15 protein-coding genes, 2 pseudogenes and 2 riboswitches are annotated in these 18,729 nt (G+C 41.8%); of the genes and pseudogenes, 13 read left to right on the top strand and 4 right to left on the bottom strand.

Annotated elements, in window-relative coordinates; genetic code table 11:
* Positions 1-33: 33 nt before the first annotated feature.
* On the bottom strand, positions 34-1,188 hold the full coding sequence (locus BuS5_RS13855; RefSeq protein ID WP_036019371.1) for an IS4 family transposase: 1,155 nt from the start codon (positions 1,186-1,188) through the stop codon (positions 34-36).
* A gap of 227 nt (positions 1,189-1,415) precedes the next feature.
* A riboswitch (cobalamin riboswitch) is annotated at positions 1,416-1,595 on the top strand.
* Positions 1,596-2,299: 704 nt separating this feature from the next.
* Here BuS5_RS13855 and BuS5_RS13860 point away from each other — a divergent pair.
* Entirely contained in the window at positions 2,300-2,659 is a 360-nt protein-coding gene (locus BuS5_RS13860) for a helix-turn-helix domain-containing protein (protein ID WP_027355165.1), read from the top strand.
* A 149-nt stretch (positions 2,660-2,808) separates the two neighbouring features.
* Here the strand turns inward: BuS5_RS13860 and BuS5_RS13865 are convergent, their stop codons facing one another.
* Positions 2,809-3,963, bottom strand: coding sequence for an IS4 family transposase (locus tag BuS5_RS13865; RefSeq protein WP_036019371.1), 1,155 nt, complete (start codon positions 3,961-3,963; stop codon positions 2,809-2,811).
* A 141-nt stretch (positions 3,964-4,104) separates the two neighbouring features.
* Between BuS5_RS13865 and BuS5_RS13870 the strand changes: the two genes are divergently transcribed.
* From BuS5_RS13870 to BuS5_RS13880, 3 genes are all read left to right on the top strand, one after another.
* Positions 4,105-4,806, top strand: a complete 702-nt coding sequence (locus BuS5_RS13870) for a PEP-CTERM sorting domain-containing protein (protein ID WP_027355060.1) — start codon at positions 4,105-4,107, stop codon at positions 4,804-4,806.
* A gap of 455 nt (positions 4,807-5,261) precedes the next feature.
* Entirely contained in the window at positions 5,262-5,486 is a 225-nt protein-coding gene (locus tag BuS5_RS13875; protein WP_198012339.1) for a DUF6883 domain-containing protein, read from the top strand.
* Positions 5,483-5,827 carry a DUF4926 domain-containing protein gene (locus tag BuS5_RS13880; RefSeq protein ID WP_027355058.1) on the top strand — a complete coding sequence of 115 codons (345 nt, stop codon included), beginning with the start codon at positions 5,483-5,485 and terminating at the stop codon, positions 5,825-5,827. The genes BuS5_RS13875 and BuS5_RS13880 overlap by 4 nt, the downstream gene beginning before the upstream one ends.
* A gap of 722 nt (positions 5,828-6,549) precedes the next feature.
* A riboswitch (cobalamin riboswitch) is annotated at positions 6,550-6,755 on the top strand.
* A 434-nt stretch (positions 6,756-7,189) separates the two neighbouring features.
* On the opposite strand, the gene ltrA (BuS5_RS13885) is transcribed toward BuS5_RS13880, so the two are convergent.
* Complete coding sequence (gene ltrA / locus BuS5_RS13885) at positions 7,190-8,563, bottom strand: group II intron reverse transcriptase/maturase (RefSeq protein ID WP_036019348.1); 1,374 nt, start codon at positions 8,561-8,563, stop codon at positions 7,190-7,192.
* A 966-nt stretch (positions 8,564-9,529) separates the two neighbouring features.
* Between ltrA (BuS5_RS13885) and BuS5_RS13890 the strand changes: the two genes are divergently transcribed.
* The 5 genes from BuS5_RS13890 to BuS5_RS20545 all read left to right on the top strand — a co-directional run bounded on the left by BuS5_RS13890 (position 9,530) and on the right by BuS5_RS20545 (position 12,651).
* A complete protein-coding gene (locus BuS5_RS13890; RefSeq protein ID WP_027355077.1) occupies positions 9,530-9,850 on the top strand; it encodes a DUF4465 domain-containing protein in 321 nt (106 codons plus the stop codon).
* Positions 9,851-9,862: 12 nt separating this feature from the next.
* The gene (locus tag BuS5_RS13895) at positions 9,863-10,633 is read left to right on the top strand and encodes a hypothetical protein (RefSeq protein ID WP_027355078.1); all 771 of its coding nucleotides are present in this window, start codon (positions 9,863-9,865) and stop codon (positions 10,631-10,633) included.
* A gap of 35 nt (positions 10,634-10,668) precedes the next feature.
* Entirely contained in the window at positions 10,669-11,298 is a 630-nt protein-coding gene (locus BuS5_RS13900; protein ID WP_027355079.1) for a VPLPA-CTERM sorting domain-containing protein, read from the top strand.
* A 57-nt stretch (positions 11,299-11,355) separates the two neighbouring features.
* A complete protein-coding gene (locus BuS5_RS13905) occupies positions 11,356-12,222 on the top strand; it encodes a hypothetical protein (protein ID WP_027355080.1) in 867 nt (288 codons plus the stop codon).
* A gap of 171 nt (positions 12,223-12,393) precedes the next feature.
* Positions 12,394-12,651, top strand: a complete 258-nt coding sequence (locus BuS5_RS20545) for a hypothetical protein (protein ID WP_443112699.1) — start codon at positions 12,394-12,396, stop codon at positions 12,649-12,651.
* 145 nt (positions 12,652-12,796) lie between these two features.
* On the opposite strand, the gene ltrA (BuS5_RS13915) is transcribed toward BuS5_RS20545, so the two are convergent.
* A complete protein-coding gene (ltrA, locus tag BuS5_RS13915) occupies positions 12,797-14,170 on the bottom strand; it encodes a group II intron reverse transcriptase/maturase (protein WP_036019348.1) in 1,374 nt (457 codons plus the stop codon).
* 687 nt (positions 14,171-14,857) lie between these two features.
* Here ltrA (BuS5_RS13915) and BuS5_RS13920 point away from each other — a divergent pair.
* The 4 genes and pseudogenes from BuS5_RS13920 to phnD form a co-directional block, all read left to right on the top strand.
* Positions 14,858-15,817: pseudogene (locus tag BuS5_RS13920) on the top strand (IS4 family transposase); the annotation flags it as partial.
* A gap of 464 nt (positions 15,818-16,281) precedes the next feature.
* Positions 16,282-16,455, top strand: a pseudogene (locus BuS5_RS13925) (hypothetical protein); the annotation flags it as partial.
* A 703-nt stretch (positions 16,456-17,158) separates the two neighbouring features.
* Positions 17,159-17,656 carry a transposase gene (locus BuS5_RS13930; protein WP_051374986.1) on the top strand — a complete coding sequence of 166 codons (498 nt, stop codon included), beginning with the start codon at positions 17,159-17,161 and terminating at the stop codon, positions 17,654-17,656.
* Positions 17,657-17,785: 129 nt separating this feature from the next.
* Positions 17,786-18,658 carry a phosphonate ABC transporter substrate-binding protein gene (phnD, locus tag BuS5_RS13935; protein ID WP_027354496.1) on the top strand — a complete coding sequence of 291 codons (873 nt, stop codon included), beginning with the start codon at positions 17,786-17,788 and terminating at the stop codon, positions 18,656-18,658.
* Positions 18,659-18,729 lie beyond the last annotated feature (71 nt).

Consider the following 18,729-nt stretch of genomic DNA (forward strand, 5'->3'; position numbering starts at 1 on the left):
AATAAACAAAAAGATTGACTCAGTAGTGTCCGGTTAAGTTTTTGCATATAGCATTTGCTCTTTGATAATCAGATTATTAGACCATACGTTTTTTTCGTCAGTACGTAATTCGTTCTGGATGGTATTTCTAAGCTGACGAATCCTCTTTATTGATACAGGTTCATTAAACTGTTCATGGCAGTATATGGCCATAAGCAGGTAGGTTATTAACCCCGCAAGGATTTGAACCATCAGGCCATATCTACTGTGAGCAATCAAGTGGTACACTTTTAAATGTTTCTTCCACCATTTGAAAAAAGTTTCGATATCCCATCTAAGCTTATAAACGGTTGCAACCTGCTCGGCTGTAAGATCATAACGATCAGTTGCCACAAAATATTTGACACCGGCAATTTTATAACCAACCAGTCGAACCGGCTTTCTGGTCTGGTTTACCCCAGGAGTGCCAAGAAGAACCACAGCATCATAAAAAATATAGCTGTCGGGATCAACAGGCTGCTCTTTGATAATAGTTCTTGTTGTTTTCGCTTTGATGCGGCAAACAAAATGTTTTTTTTCATCCTGAAGAAGATCAAAATCCTTATGTGATTGATACCCCCGATCCATGATTCCTGTTTGGCCTTTTGTAAGGATAGACCTGACAAAGGGGCGTTCAGCGCCATTTCCATTTGTCAGATGAATTTTTATAGGAATCTTGCGATTGACATCAAAGCCGAAATGGCCTTTTGCTTTTTTAGCGCCTTTTCTGTAATCAGCCCAGTACATGGACAGAACTGCATCAATTAAAGATCCATCAATGGAAACGAGTTCACCGAGATCTGAATAATTTGATGGTAAAGCATTTTGTGCCTGGCTGCAAAGAGCTTGAAAAACATATTCAAGCTGTTCAAGCCCTCGAGAATTGATAATTTCGGAAAAACTGCTACGACTGATCCCTCCATCTGGAGCGACACATTCTTTGGCAAAATCGTCTTCTTTAAGGTGTTGAATAAGATCACGAGCTGATTCATGTTCTTGTAGATGGAAAAATATCAGTGCGTGAAGCTGATCTTCAAAAGTCATTTTCAATGGCCTGTGACCTCGGGATTTAAGCTGTGGCGTGTCAGGAAAAATCTTTTGCAAAGGTTTGAGAAATCGAGCATGAGATTGGGGATTAAAATTCTTTTTTGGGATATTGAATATGTCCATTTTTGTCTTAACTCCTTGTTATAATTATATTTTATAACAAAACGATAAAAAATTTTTATTTGGTTTGTCAAGTAAAAAATGAACATTTTTCTAATTTTTTTATCCCATATAACATGCAAAAACCTAACCGGACACTACTGAATTTTTTTATCCCATATAACATGCAAAAACCTAACCGGACACTACTGAGATTGACTTTACTTTTTCATCATTTTATTTTTATAAAAATAAAAAATATTTATTCAGGTGCTCATAAAGCATAAAAGGGAACCTCGTTAAAATCGAGGGCGAGCCCGTCGCTGTAATCGGGGACGAAAATTGCACAATGCCACTAACAAATTGTTGGGAAGGCGCAATTAGTAGGTTGATCCGTAAGCCAGAAGACCTACCTGGGTAACAGATGCAAACCTCGTGGCCAAGGGTTAGCAAAAAAATTCAAGGATAAAAAAGGGTAATCCCTGAATCGATTAATTTCGGTTCAGGGATTTTTTTTTGGAGAAAACAAACTGCCCTGCCGAACGTTTAACGAGGGATGGGGTGCTTGTTCACTATGCTTACACATAGCAATATATTTTATCCGCCTCAGCATAAATGACAAAAACTTTTTCTTGACATCCCTCAAAGCATCTTTCACCGCAAGGCGAGCCGGAATGCCACCGGATCTCCTACCGAAAAAACCGGGCAACTAACCGATACATTCTCTTCGCCCGGTTTTTTCATAGGTATAGATTGTTACATAAATAATTTCACTGCGTTATCGGTCGTTGGAGTATTACAATACGCCTTCCTCCCCCTGGCCTTGTGAAATTTATTATCTGACAATCTATATAGAGGCTGTTACCTCCAAAGCTGCAACCAGCACGCCCTAAAATTAATTAAAAAATAATATAGTATTGAAATCGATAAAGCCCGAATAACCATTGGAGGCTCACTCAAAAATAAAATACCGAATTAGTTATTTTTTAGTGAGCCCCTTAGGTGAAACAGGAATACCCGAAAGCTCATTATCAAAAAAAGCCGGGTTGCCGAAATTTCTGCATATTTCAGCAACCCGGCTTTTTTTTGTTACAAGCGACAAAAAATTAAGGGGTGAACGAAGTAGGAGCACACAATGCAAACACACGTTAAACAAATTAATATCGCAAAAGCCGTTAATTTTATCGATACTCATTGCATAATGCCATTATCACTTGACGAAGTTGCCAGAGAGAGCGGCATGAGTAAATTTTATTTTGCAAGAACCTTCAAGTCGGTTACCGGCACAACCTTCAAAAATTATCACAATCACAAAAGAATTGAAAAAGCAAAAAACATGTTCCTGCAACAAAAAATAAGCATAACAGATGTCTGTTTTTCCATCAGGTTTAACGATGTCTCATACTTCAACAGGGTTTTCAAAAAAATCGAGGGAACCAGCCCGTCTTGCTTTAAAAAAAGGCTCATCATGGATTCCAGGTTATTATCGAAATAATGATCCCCACCCCCACTAAGAGTTGCGTGTTGAGTAGTGGGTGATGAGGAAAGCAAGATCGTATCTTTATTCTCAATACTCAACACCCATAGAGTTGGGTTGCGGGCGTTTAGCCCGCCTTAGGTATGTATTAGCTCAGTAGTGTCCGGTTAAGTTTTTGCATATAGCATTTGCTCTTTGATAATCAGATTATTAGACCATACGTTTTTTTCGTCAGTACGTAATTCGTTCTGGATGGTATTTCTAAGCTGACGAATCCTCTTTATTGATACAGGTTCATTAAACTGTTCATGGCAGTATATGGCCATAAGCAGGTAGGTTATTAACCCCGCAAGGATTTGAACCATCAGGCCATATCTACTGTGAGCAATCAAGTGGTACACTTTTAAATGTTTCTTCCACCATTTGAAAAAAGTTTCGATATCCCATCTAAGCTTATAAACGGTTGCAACCTGCTCGGCTGTAAGATCATAACGATCAGTTGCCACAAAATATTTGACACCGGCAATTTTATAACCAACCAGTCGAACCGGCTTTCTGGTCTGGTTTACCCCAGGAGTGCCAAGAAGAACCACAGCATCATAAAAAATATAGCTGTCGGGATCAACAGGCTGCTCTTTGATAATAGTTCTTGTTGTTTTCGCTTTGATGCGGCAAACAAAATGTTTTTTTTCATCCTGAAGAAGATCAAAATCCTTATGTGATTGATACCCCCGATCCATGATTCCTGTTTGGCCTTTTGTAAGGATAGACCTGACAAAGGGGCGTTCAGCGCCATTTCCATTTGTCAGATGAATTTTTATAGGAATCTTGCGATTGACATCAAAGCCGAAATGGCCTTTTGCTTTTTTAGCGCCTTTTCTGTAATCAGCCCAGTACATGGACAGAACTGCATCAATTAAAGATCCATCAATGGAAACGAGTTCACCGAGATCTGAATAATTTGATGGTAAAGCATTTTGTGCCTGGCTGCAAAGAGCTTGAAAAACATATTCAAGCTGTTCAAGCCCTCGAGAATTGATAATTTCGGAAAAACTGCTACGACTGATCCCTCCATCTGGAGCGACACATTCTTTGGCAAAATCGTCTTCTTTAAGGTGTTGAATAAGATCACGAGCTGATTCATGTTCTTGTAGATGGAAAAATATCAGTGCGTGAAGCTGATCTTCAAAAGTCATTTTCAATGGCCTGTGACCTCGGGATTTAAGCTGTGGCGTGTCAGGAAAAATCTTTTGCAAAGGTTTGAGAAATCGAGCATGAGATTGGGGATTAAAATTCTTTTTTGGGATATTGAATATGTCCATTTTTGTCTTAACTCCTTGTTATAATTATATTTTATAACAAAACGATAAAAAATTTTTATTTGGTTTGTCAAGTAAAAAATGAACATTTTTCTAATTTTTTTATCCCATATAACATGCAAAAACCTAACCGGACACTACTGAGTGGGTCTCAGTATTGTTCTCGTTTTTTTTATGATGCAGGTAGGGCCGGCATTTGGAGATTACAGCTTAACCACAATAAGGGACCTTGATCGATTTGATAAAAATAGAATAACTTTTCAATGGCCTACAGGGCTATCTAGTTTAAAAGTATGGGAAAGACTGGCTGAACCAGGAGAGGTGCCTCTTACCACCGTGCCAAAACTGGCAAATAAACCCCATTATGCCCCTATAAAGGATTGTGCCACGCTTACAGTTAATAAAAAGGGTAATTTTTTTGATTCACGAGTCACAACTCTCTTTTGGCCGCCGGCTGACGGAACCCTTACCATAGATTGGACATTTAAAGTAAAAAGTAAGCTTGATAAAGATCCGGGAATTGTCGGATATGGATTCGAATTTTATGATTCCGACTTCAATGGGATTGATGAAAATATCAATATAACCTCCGCTGGGAGCGATGTTTTTCCTAATTGGGAATTCAGTGATGGTTTATTGGATTTTTATGATCCAACGTTTGAAAACTATGTCGATTTAAATGAATGGGTGACTTTTGACTTTACAATGGAGATAAACGGCCTGGAAGAGGATCAATGGTGCAAGCAGTTTGGTGTGCGTCAATATGACATAGTTCCTGTCCCGGGCGCGCTATGGCTTCTCGGCTCTGGTTTAATCGGTCTTATCGTACTGAGAAGAAAAATTTAGTTTTTGATTTATAATGCAAATAAAAAACCGGATCCGGAGGGTCCGGTTTTGAAATAACCCCTGGAAGGGGATAAAATTGTCTTTGCCCACCCTCTTCCCTGCTTCTCTTGGTGTTTACATGCCCAGGTATCATTTCTGCGTCCAAACCTACTATAGATTTTCAGATAATTACCTGATTTTAAAATTTGGCACAAGGCCAGGGGGGGTAGGGGTTCAAAATCTTGAACCCCTACTTCGACGACCGATAACGCAGTGAAATTATTTATGTGGAAATCTATATATCGACACAGCAGCCTTTGGCACAGGATTGCCCCAACTGGTTTCTTAATCCAGCTTCTTAAAACAGGTTCATAACGGATTAGTGTGGTAATCCATGATGAACAGCTAATACATACCTAATGGCATAAGTTGAATTAGTATATGCTCAATAAATAGAATCTCCATAATAATCCGCTATGACCCAAAAAAATTACACATCTCTGCTTCGTCAACTTGAAGGCGGAGCCATGCATGCCGAAGTCACTTTTCACAGCGAGGATAAATTCGGAAAACGTTATACGGCGGATATTACCGTCAAAGGAATGGAAGGTCGGTGCGCTGTCGTAAAAACAGGATGGATCGTAACTTCCGAAATCAGGGAAGCTCATCTCGTAACACTTTATGTAAGGAAAAAAATATGAGACCGGATATAGGAGATATAGTCGAAATTATAATAGACATCCCTGAAAAAAACCTGCGTGCCGGAGTGCGGGGGGCGGTTGTTCATTGTCACGGCAATGATGCTTACGAAATCGAATTTGCCGATGATGAGGGAGAAACTCTTGATTTCTTAGCCATGCATACAAAACACTTTATCGTTGTATGGCGGGCGGAAACCCGGCAATGGATTCCAATTGCGGAACAAGCTTCGGTACTGGTTGCCGGTTTGCCCGATGATGCGGCAAAAGAAGTTCTGGATTTTGCACGTTTTCTGTTTGTACGGAGTTGTCAGTCCGCCAGTTATGAAAACATAGCTACATAGAAACGAGGGCTAAGGATCGGAGGTTAAATAAATTGGACAAAGATTATGAAGGATTTTGGTTCATCTGCAAGGCGCATTAAAGGTTGAATACTCGAAGTATTCGGCTTTTAATGCAACACAGCAGATGGGCCAAAAGACAAATAATATTGTTCAAGTTATTTCATTTGCGATCCTAAGGGTTCGCTCAAAAATAAATTTACAGAATTGGCGCTCAGATTTAGGTTGAAGTTGTACGATCCGATTGAGCAAAGCCGCAGGAATAGCAAGCTATTTCGAGGACTTTGCGTAATGAGGATCGTGCAAATACAGCCTGAAGCTGAGATGCCAAAATGTGAAGTTATTTTTGAGTGAGTCCTAAGGGTTCGGCAAAAAAATAACGTCCACAACTACGCGCCTACTTGTGGAAGTTATTTTGTCCCCATTTCGTATTTCCTGTTTTTTCCAAATCATAGCTCATCATTTAATCATACAAATCACAGTTCAGACATTCTTCACAGCTTATCAGTTTTTTTAGTTCCCATTGCTCCAGCGAGGGAATGCATACCATATGGGGGTTCCCACCCTGAAAGATGGGAACCTTCGTTCCCGGACTCTGCCTGAAGATAAAAAAAATAAAAAAAAAAAAATAGCAATATAGTCCAAGTATTTCATTTTTTATTGGTGTATGGTGACTTAAATTTAAAAAATAATTAAAAAAATAGCAATATAGTCCAAGTATTTTATTTTTTGTTGATGTATTGTGAATAAAAATTGTTGATGCAGAAAAGGGAAAACGGTGAAAATCCGTTGCTGCCCCGCAACTGTAAATCCCGGTTCCGTGTAAAACGGAATCAGAGTCCGTCCATTTTAAGCCACTATCCTTATATTACGGATGGGAAGGCGGCCGGACCGGGAAAGTCAGGATATCTGATCTGTATCTCACAGGCTTTAAGATAATAATTTTGGGAAGGCCGGAGGAAGGAAGGCGTATTATAATACTCCGACGACCGATAACGCACCCAAAATCTTTATCTTAAAACCTGTAACTGCCACAAACTCCGGCGAGGGATGGAGCGGCAGGAAAAGATACCTTATATAACAGCGCCCGCCCAGGGTATCGATTCTTACCGTTTTTCCTGACATCCCTCCCATTAAAAATTTGCAGTATTGAAATCGATAAAGCCCAACCCGCCGTGAGGCGGACTCAGGAATGCCCAGGGTCTCATTTTTCCAGGTAGGAGCATCGGTTACCCGACGCCCCCCCTACAGACCCGTACGTGAAGATTTCCCTCATACGGTTCCTCGGTTCAAATCCTTTTTACCGGATTATCAACCAAACAGGCGACACCCCGTTTGGCGTATAACTTTGCAGCCCTTACGGCATCAAATATTATGGACTATTCTGGGTAATGGCAGTGGGTATGTTGTGCGCAAGTCCTCGAACATTACTTCGCCCTTGTGACTTCTTCGGCTTAACCATCGACGCCATGCTTTCTCAGTATATTCAAACACAACTTCCAGCACTTTGTAGTTACTTATTACTCCAAAGTACTGGTAAAAACCTCGCAGTTTACTGCAAAGAATCTCATACTGCTCGGCCATTGGCTTATGACGGTTATCCTTGCACCATATCCATATTCTCTTCATAAAACGGCTTGAACGCTTTCTTGCCGTCTTTTTCTTTATTACCATGTACCCTTTTAATGATTTTGACCAGTAAAATGTAAACCCTAAAAAATCAAACGTCCCGTTTCCCTTTCCGCTAATGCGTTTGGAAAATCGAATCAGTTTTGTCTTTTCCGGGTGAAGTGACAGCTCGAACTGTTCGAACCGCCTGGGTAATACATCCATGACACGCAATGCGTCTTTTTCATACTCGAACCCGAGGATGAAATCATCCGCCCAGCGTATGATGGAGCATCTCCCTTTCATCCGGGGGATCACTTCTTTCACGTACCAGTCATCTAAAACATAATGAAGAAAGATATTACTGAGCACAGGGGAAATTACTCCTCCCTGTGGAGTGCCCGTTTCAGAGTACGTCAGGTTGCCTTCCTCCATTACGCCTGCATTCAACCACTTCCCTATCAGGCGAATCATTCCGCCGTCACTTACTCTCCGACGTATCATGTCTTTAAGTAACTCGTGATTAATATTGTCAAATAGTCCTGTAATATCTGCGCTTACTATCCAGCTGATATTCTGCTTCAAGCATTGCTCACGTAAATCTTTGATTGCCATGTGTTGGCTCCGACCTTTTCTGAATGCATGGGAAAAATTGTAAAAATTCCTGTCAAATATGACATTCAATATGGCTGCTGCTGCTTTCTGGACAATTTTATCCTCAAGTACAGGTATGCCAATTGGACGCTTTTTCCCTCCTTCCTTGTCTATCCAGATACGCTTTACAGGAGACGCAACGTACTGTCCTCTCCGCAGTCGTTCATACAGATTATAGAGGTTTTGATCAAGATTTTCGGCATACTCCTTTGCCGTAACCTTGTCCACTCCTGCAGATTTGCTTTTCCGAATTTTACGAAAGGATTGTTTCAGTAAATCAAAGTCTATCCGATGGACTACTGATGTAAATACCAGTTCAGGATTACTTTGAGCAAGCAGCTCGATTTTGATAAGGGATGACCCACCTGTTAACACCGGTGGTTGTCCCCATTCTATCGGTCTGGAATTGCAAGCGACCGTTCTTGCAATTTCTCGGCTTTTTGTTGATATGGTTTGTGACATCTGTGTATCTCCCATAATTCCTGCCAAAAAAACGTTATACCCTGCTTCACCTTCCCTGCAGTGGGTCGCTTGGGCATCACTTCCCCACCTTTCCGATCAAGATAGTTCAATTCTTAATCATCGGTACTATGATCTGCTAAGACTTCCGAATGTTTATCTCAGGTTCGTTCGCTCTTCGCTATCCTCCCCTGATACCTTGTATCGCCCATCTTTTAATGTTTGTGTTTCTGCCAATGGCAGACTCGTTGCAAGGCGGGACATTCCTATGCAACGCCGGGATTTCGCTTGCGCTGGATTTCCTGTTACCGTTCTTTTTACCCAAGGAAACATCCGGGTCTCCCAAGTTCCCGAGCTACCCCTTTGAGTACATGCCCTGGTCTAAGACCCCGGTGGTGTCCTGAATACTTGCCTTAGCATATTCAGGACTGCTGCCTTCCGCTGTCTCCAAAGCGTCGGCTTTTTCCTGCAAGCAGGATTATCACAATGACCACAACCATACATTTTTCGGGGCTCAATACAGAGCCTGCAATCTTGCTCCGTCCAGCTCCAGACTCCCGTTACCGGGTTTACCTGTGGACTTCGCTACTGACCTGCTGGTTAGTCTTTAGTCAGGTGGGACTATCTTAACATCAATGCCAGAGCAAGCCCTGCAGAGATGAAGGAAACAAACCGTTTCCCGAGCACCCACTTGGTAACAATATCGAGTTTCAAAGACCTTGTGTCTTATCCCAACGATTCGGATTTATCTTGGCACGAGGAGAAGCCGGGTTGCCGAAATTTCATTATATTTCAGCGGCCCGGCTTTTTGTTTTGTTACAAGTGATGAAATAATGGGACACAGATGCACACAGATAAACACAGATAAGTTTGGAAGTGCGAACGGTTACTTTTAACCAAGGCCTGCTTTGCGGGCCTGATTTAAAACATGCTTTATAAAAAAAGGAGGTGAAAAACTGAACTGATTTGCAAAACAGGATATAGATGCAAAGGCAAATTATACCGAAACAGTCGATCCGGAACAGTCGATCCGGAACAGTCGATTTTTTCCTGGCGGATTTCCGTTTTGCCGACAGTGCTGATGATTACATATTGGACGGCTGGACATGGATAGATCTGACCAGCCTTGGAGATGTTATCGGTCTTGAATTTTCCCTTTCATCATCCGATGTAGGCGCGTACGGCATGAACATGCCGGCTTATTTTGCCATGGACAATCTGAATGCCGTGCCGGTTCCGGCGGCAATCCGGCTGCTTGGTTCCGCCATGCTGGCCATTGTCGGCTTTAAGAGGAAAAAATTTTAAGGAGGCTTTGAAATGAAAACCAAATTCTTTTTTGTACTGCTTATTCTTGTTTTTACAGCCGGAACCGCATTCGCGGGGCCGTATGCACCGGCCGCAGGCCAGACAGGCTCTACTGCCATTCATATGGATGATACATCTTTTGTATCCTGGGCAACCGGCTGGGAAAATTATGTTGTTGGGACTAATGTTGATTTAACATGGCAAACACCTGAAAAAGCTATCGGCAAAGCTGTGGGGACATCTTTCGATATAGTCTCTTTAGGCCGGGGCGGTGAAATCACCATGACATTCGGCAGCGCCATCAGCAACGGCGCGGGCTATGATTTTGCCGTATTTGAAAACTCGTTTAACGACACTTTTCTGGAACTTGGTTATGTTGAGGTTTCATCAAACGGAACAGATTTTTTCAGGTTTGATAATGATTCTCTTACATCGGGTCCGGTAGGTGGTTTTGGAGGCGTTGACCCTACCGACATAACCGGCCTTGCGAGTAAATATAAACAGGGTTACGGCACCCCGTTTGATCTGGCCGAACTCGATGGAATTACAGGGCTTGATCTTAACAACATAGGCTATGTAAAAATTCTCGATATTATAGGTGACGGAACATATCTTGACACCTCCGGGGACGTAATTTATGACCCGTATCCCACGAGCGGCAGCGCAGGCGTTGACCTTGATGCCATAGGCGTTATGAATGCCGTGCCGATACCGGGCGCAATCTGGCTGATAGGCAGCGGGTTACTCTGTATGCTGGGGCTTCAAAAAAAGTATAAGCCGTAAAATTGCAACTTAAAAGAATAAGGAGGAATAGTGGAATGAAAACCGTAAAAATTTTTAGTATTTTTTGCCTGTTAATGATCGGTACGGCAGCACATGCGGCAACCTACGATTTCAATGGAACCCTGGTGGATGTTGAAACATGGATGGGTACTGGATCAAATGAAACGATCCTGGTTGTCGACTGGAACCGTTTGGACAATGGCGTGGACACCGTATCTGAGTCCCACGCATTCGGATACCGCTGGGATGGCGCCAAATACGAATCGGAGATGCTCGATGATTTTCACAATGCAGGCATCCTGGCCGTCTCCACCGGCTACGGCGGCGGCTTTGTAATGAATATCGCTTATGACGACGTCGACGACAACGAGGTTCATATGCACATTGAGGAAGGCAGTTGGAATCTTGCCAGTACAAGCGATTCCAATGCACGATGGGGTACCTGGGGAGACTCCGAGTGGGATTTTAATAGCGGTGGAACTGATGTAGAGCTTCTTGTTGACGGCCAATACGAAGGGATCAATGCCATCATGTATTTTGGTTCTTTGCCTGATTATGCTGATGACCAGTTGGATATTCCGGCTGTTCCGGTTCCCGCCGCGGTCTGGCTGCTTGGTTCGGGCATTCTCGGTCTGGTCGGAATCAGGCGACGGAGCAGGATTTAATTTTGAATTTTGAGTTTTCAATTATAAATTAAGGAAAAATATTAAGGAGAAATGATTATGAAGTTAATAAAATTTACACTATGCATGATAGCTGTCCTGTTGATGGCCGGAAATGCTTATGCCGATATTTTTGCCACAACACTGGTTGGTAATTCAGCCAGTCTTGACGGCTCAGGGCCCTACAATGACCCGAATGATCTCCTGGGGAAACCGGCTCAATACTGTCAAGGATGGCCATCCGGCACTGACCACATAAGTATCGTTGAACCGTCCTGGGGCGATGGGTATATTACCACCTTTGATGAAGGCGACTGGGCTGTTGTAAAATTTGATCACCAGGTTATGGATGACCCGAACAACCCTTACGGCCTTGATTTTATCGCTTATGGCAATGCTTTTTACATCGGCGGCGGTGGATATGTCTCTGATACTACCGACCACGGAAGTTTTGGTTTAGCCAGCGGACTTTTTGCCGAACCTCTAAAAATTTCCGTTAGCCAGGACGGCACTGACTGGTACACTTATAATGATGGACCCTATGGCGACGCCCTTTATCCAACCAATCCGTGGGAATGGGATCAGGCTCTGTGGGATTCAACCGGCAACGGCTGGACAGACGAGGTGGAAAATGATTTTGCCCTGCCGGTCGATCCAAGCTTAACCCTTGCTGATATGACTGCCGGTGCTTCAGTCGATGCAATGGCCCTGTATGCCGGTTCTGCCGGCGGCACCGGATTTGATCTGGCGGAATCCGGTTATGAGTGGATTGAATATATTAAAGTAGAAGGTGTTTCAGGATTTTCAGGCGGCGAAATTGATGCCTTTTCCGATGTTGCGGCAGTTCCGATTCCCGGCGCTGTATGGCTGCTTGTTTCAGGCATGATTGGCCTGATAGGCAGCCGGAAATATTTTTTCCTGAAATAATATTTGTTTAAGTAATAATTATTATTTTCCCACAGTAGTGTCCGGTTAGGTTTTTGCATGTTATATGGGATAAAAAAATTAGAAAAATGTTCATTTTTTACTTGACAAACCAAATAAAAATTTTTGTTGTTTTGTTATAAAATATAATTATAACAAGGAGTTAAGACAAAAATGGACATATTCAATATCCCAAAAAAGAATTTTAATCCCCAATCTCATGCTCGATTTCTCAAACCTTTGCAAAAGATTTTTCCTGACACGCCACAGCTTAAATCCCGAGGTCACAAGCCATTGAAAATGACTTTTGAAGATCAGCTTCACGCACTGATATTTTTCCATCTACAAGAACATGAATCAGCTCGTGATCTTATTCAACACCTTAAAGAAGACGATTTTGCCAAAGAATGTGTCGCTCCAGATTCCAGGTAGGAGCATCGGTTACCCGACGCCCCCCCTACAGACCCGTACGTGAAGATTTCCCTCATACGGTTCCTCGGTTCAAATCCTTTTTACCGGATTATCAACCAAACAGGCGACACCCCGTTTGGCGTATAACTTTGCAGCCCTTACGGCATCAAATATTATGGACTATTCTGGGTAATGGCAGTGGGTATGTTGTGCGCAAGTCCTCGAACATTACTTCGCCCTTGTGACTTCTTCGGCTTAACCATCGACGCCATGCTTTCTCAGTATATTCAAACACAACTTCCAGCACTTTGTAGTTACTTATTACTCCAAAGTACTGGTAAAAACCTCGCAGTTTACTGCAAAGAATCTCATACTGCTCGGCCATTGGCTTATGACGGTTATCCTTGCACCATATCCATATTCTCTTCATAAAACGGCTTGAACGCTTTCTTGCCGTCTTTTTCTTTATTACCATGTACCCTTTTAATGATTTTGACCAGTAAAATGTAAACCCTAAAAAATCAAACGTCCCGTTTCCCTTTCCGCTAATGCGTTTGGAAAATCGAATCAGTTTTGTCTTTTCCGGGTGAAGTGACAGCTCGAACTGTTCGAACCGCCTGGGTAATACATCCATGACACGCAATGCGTCTTTTTCATACTCGAACCCGAGGATGAAATCATCCGCCCAGCGTATGATGGAGCATCTCCCTTTCATCCGGGGGATCACTTCTTTCACGTACCAGTCATCTAAAACATAATGAAGAAAGATATTACTGAGCACAGGGGAAATTACTCCTCCCTGTGGAGTGCCCGTTTCAGAGTACGTCAGGTTGCCTTCCTCCATTACGCCTGCATTCAACCACTTCCCTATCAGGCGAATCATTCCGCCGTCACTTACTCTCCGACGTATCATGTCTTTAAGTAACTCGTGATTAATATTGTCAAATAGTCCTGTAATATCTGCGCTTACTATCCAGCTGATATTCTGCTTCAAGCATTGCTCACGTAAATCTTTGATTGCCATGTGTTGGCTCCGACCTTTTCTGAATGCATGGGAAAAATTGTAAAAATTCCTGTCAAATATGACATTCAATATGGCTGCTGCTGCTTTCTGGACAATTTTATCCTCAAGTACAGGTATGCCAATTGGACGCTTTTTCCCTCCTTCCTTGTCTATCCAGATACGCTTTACAGGAGACGCAACGTACTGTCCTCTCCGCAGTCGTTCATACAGATTATAGAGGTTTTGATCAAGATTTTCGGCATACTCCTTTGCCGTAACCTTGTCCACTCCTGCAGATTTGCTTTTCCGAATTTTACGAAAGGATTGTTTCAGTAAATCAAAGTCTATCCGATGGACTACTGATGTAAATACCAGTTCAGGATTACTTTGAGCAAGCAGCTCGATTTTGATAAGGGATGACCCACCTGTTAACACCGGTGGTTGTCCCCATTCTATCGGTCTGGAATTGCAAGCGACCGTTCTTGCAATTTCTCGGCTTTTTGTTGATATGGTTTGTGACATCTGTGTATCTCCCATAATTCCTGCCAAAAAAACGTTATACCCTGCTTCACCTTCCCTGCAGTGGGTCGCTTGGGCATCACTTCCCCACCTTTCCGATCAAGATAGTTCAATTCTTAATCATCGGTACTATGATCTGCTAAGACTTCCGAATGTTTATCTCAGGTTCGTTCGCTCTTCGCTATCCTCCCCTGATACCTTGTATCGCCCATCTTTTAATGTTTGTGTTTCTGCCAATGGCAGACTCGTTGCAAGGCGGGACATTCCTATGCAACGCCGGGATTTCGCTTGCGCTGGATTTCCTGTTACCGTTCTTTTTACCCAAGGAAACATCCGGGTCTCCCAAGTTCCCGAGCTACCCCTTTGAGTACATGCCCTGGTCTAAGACCCCGGTGGTGTCCTGAATACTTGCCTTAGCATATTCAGGACTGCTGCCTTCCGCTGTCTCCAAAGCGTCGGCTTTTTCCTGCAAGCAGGATTATCACAATGACCACAACCATACATTTTTCGGGGCTCAATACAGAGCCTGCAATCTTGCTCCGTCCAGCTCCAGACTCCCGTTACCGGGTTTACCTGTGGACTTCGCTACTGACCTGCTGGTTAGTCTTTAGTCAGGTGGGACTATCTTAACATCAATGCCAGAGCAAGCCCTGCAGAGATGAAGGAAACAAACCGTTTCCCGAGCACCCACTTGGTAACAATATCGAGTTTCAAAGACCTTGTGTCTTATCCCAACGATTCGGATTTATCTTGGCACGAGGAGGGATCAGTCGTAGCAGTTTTTCCGAAATTATCAATTCTCGAGGGCTTGAACAGCTTGAATATGTTTTTCAAGCTCTTTGCAGCCAGGCACAAAATGCTTTACCATCAAATTATTCAGATCTCGGTGAACTCGTTTTCATTGATGGATCTTTAATTGATGCAGTTCTGTCCATGTACTGGGCTGATTACAGAAAAGGCGCTAAAAAAGCAAAAGGCCATTTCGGCTTTGATGTCAATCGCAAGATTCCTATAAAAATTCATCTGACAAATGGAAATGGCGCTGAACGCCCCTTTGTCAGGTCTATCCTTACAAAAGGCCAAACAGGAATCATGGATCGGGGGTATCAATCACATAAGGATTTTGATCTTCTTCAGGATGAAAAAAAACATTTTGTTTGCCGCATCAAAGCGAAAACAACAAGAACTATTATCAAAGAGCAGCCTGTTGATCCCGACAGCTATATTTTTTATGATGCTGTGGTTCTTCTTGGCACTCCTGGGGTAAACCAGACCAGAAAGCCGGTTCGACTGGTTGGTTATAAAATTGCCGGTGTCAAATATTTTGTGGCAACTGATCGTTATGATCTTACAGCCGAGCAGGTTGCAACCGTTTATAAGCTTAGATGGGATATCGAAACTTTTTTCAAATGGTGGAAGAAACATTTAAAAGTGTACCACTTGATTGCTCACAGTAGATATGGCCTGATGGTTCAAATCCTTGCGGGGTTAATAACCTACCTGCTTATGGCCATATACTGCCATGAACAGTTTAATGAACCTGTATCAATAAAGAGGATTCGTCAGCTTAGAAATACCATCCAGAACGAATTACGTACTGACGAAAAAAACGTATGGTCTAATAATCTGATTATCAAAGAGCAAATGCTATATGCAAAAACTTAACCGGACACTACTGGGTTTATTTAATAATTCAGCATGATTTAGATTTTCTATATCATAAGGATTAACAGAAAACTTGGACTATATTGCTATTTTGGTATAGCATCACCTAAACTATAAATTTTAGTAACCATTCACAGGTTCAGGGTTAAGGACAGAGAAGGCATTGAAGACCGAAGCAGTATCGGGCAACCACAAGGGATTGCCCCTACGGGGAGAGTTTAGGGGAGAGTTTAGGGACGCCCTTTACATTTCCATATTTACAGTTTTAGGCTGAAGAATTGATGAGATTATAGCCCTTTTGTTGTACTATTGTCTCTCCTCGCTTTACTGATTGACTCACCCAGGCCAATGAGAACCGTTAATGTGAACATTTCACCAGCGCCCACCAGTTTCCCCCAATAACCATCATTTCAAAACTGTAAATATAAAGGGCGTCCCCAACCTTCCATGGCGACGAATCTGCTACGGATTTTGCCTATTCCATGGCTCTATTTAGAAGGGGAGCAAGTGAAAATGATGTCCGAAGCAGGTTACTGGATCAAAGAATCGACTGGAAAAATCATACCGGCATCAAAAGAAAAGAGGCTTATTTAAAAAGGACCATTCAACGGGCAAAACGGTTGGTTGAATCTACCTGAACATCGTTCAAGATTAATTACAGATATGACGGGTAAAATTTAATTCCCTGAAAAGGGTAATTTAATAAGGGTGTTGCAAAGTAAAAAAACTTTGATAATAAAATCAATTAGTTAACCCAGAAAAACCCCATTTTTCCATTATGGCGTAACTATTTGTTTTAACTACCGATAATAGCAATCTTTGCAACACCCTTTTAATGTGATAATTTTTGAAGTTGTTCAAAATAATCAGAAAATTTATGCCAGGATTATGTGGTAATCAACACTGGCGTGTAATCCTTTCGTTTTTTTGCCATTTCGTTTTCCTCCATGTATTTCAACTATAGATATATGCAACTGAATTGATACCACTTTTCAGTCTGATTCTTGCGCATTTAGCTTTATAAATGGCTTTGTCAAGTATCAATTCATCTGCATGTATCTATAATATGTTTTAAGGAAAACTCCAATTCCGTCTGAGGCAAAACAATAGAATCGAGCTGCATCCTCATCAGTTTTAACTTTTTTTTAACATAAAGCTAATCAAACGCTAACTTTCAGCTTTTATATTATTTTTAACACATGGAGATGTATATATGAATTATATTGTTGATCGATATTCAATACCTTCGCCAAACTAAAATTTAGTTGGGGATGAAAAATGAGCAATTGTTGTGTCATGATATGCGATCATTACAAAGCATATTATAAGGAAGAACTGCTCATGAATGAAATTACCACGCTTTTAACTTGTATGCACCCCTTACTTGACGCAAACACTTACCGTCATTTTCTGATTATCAGTCAAGCCTTGCTGATGATGACAGGTAGGATTACCATGCTGAGCATCAGTCGCTGGACTGAGAAAGGGGGGAGCTATCGTACGGTACAACGTTTTTTTTCAAAAAATATCCCTTGGTGTTCACTCAACTGGGCGATAGCAAAAACATTTTTAAAAAAATCAAGAATCATTCTTATTGCTGGTGATGCCACAACCGTAACCAAGTCAGGCAAGAAAACCTTTGGTCTTGGCAGGTTTTTCTCTTCCATCTACTCACGTGCAGTTCCTGGGATTGCCTTCCAAACACTTTCATTGCTGGATGTCAAAAAACGAACTTCATGGCCAATGTTGATAGAACAGATGCTTCCAAAGCCAAAGCAAAAAAAGCCGGTAGCAACGAAAAGCAAAAAACAAGAACAACCGCAATGTTGTACTCAATAAAGCATAAACGTAAGTGTTAAAGATGATCAGCCGGTAGAATATGCTGTAACACGATTTCGTTCGGTTCGCGTTCAGTTGAACATAACATTATAAAAATGATGAACATAAATTTAAAAAAGGAGAAATAAAATGAGAGCTAAATTAATTTTGACTGTCACCCTGACATTAATTGTAATTTTAGGATTAAGTACCGTAACCATGGCACGCACACTTGTGATGGGGTTGATACCGGTTGAAAACAACGAAGAGATGGTGCGGCAATTTGAACCGATGCGGATCTATCTGGAAAAAAGGATTGGCATGCCTATCAAAGTTTTTACGGCTACGGATTATACCGGTGTAATAGAAGCCATGCGCAAAAAACGTATTGATATTGCCTGGTTTGGCCCTCTTTCCTATTTTCTGGCAGAAGAGGAGGCAGGCGCTGAGGCGTTTGCCGTTGGTGTGCGCAAGTCAACAGGAAAATCTAGTTATCGCAGTTGTTTTATTGTGCCGGCTGATTCAACAATAAAAACATTAAATGATTTAAAAGGAAAAAGCGTTGCTTTTGTGGATCCTGCTTCGACCTCCGGCGGTCTTGTGCCTGCTTATTTGATAAAAAAAGAGACCGGCAAGATGCCGCGGAATTTTTTTGGTAAATTTACCTATGCCGGGTCGCATGATGCAGTTGTGATGGCAGTAAAAAACAAAACTATTGATGCAGGTGCAACCAATGAGATTACTTACAATAAAATGATAAAAAAAGGTTTGATTACCGATAAAACAAATCGCATTTTGCTGTTTTCCGATCCACTGCCAGGTTCACCACTGGCTTATCGCAAAGATATTGATAAAGACTTAAAACGTAAAATTCGTGACGCTGTTCTTTATGCTCATTATGAAATAAAAGTAACCGGTTATGGTGAATTGATTCGATATGATGCAGCAGCACCTCCGGATTATGAAATTATTCGGGATTTGGCTAAGCAATTGAATTTGCGCAAAAAAGATATTCTGAAGTAAAAACAGCCTGTTGAATAAATTAAATTATCCGCCGCAGAGGAATAAATCATGCGGCCGATAATTTTAACCTG

Origin of the sequence: Desulfosarcina sp. BuS5 (assembly GCF_028752835.1) — a bacterium.
GTDB lineage: Bacteria > Desulfobacterota > Desulfobacteria > Desulfobacterales > BuS5 > BuS5.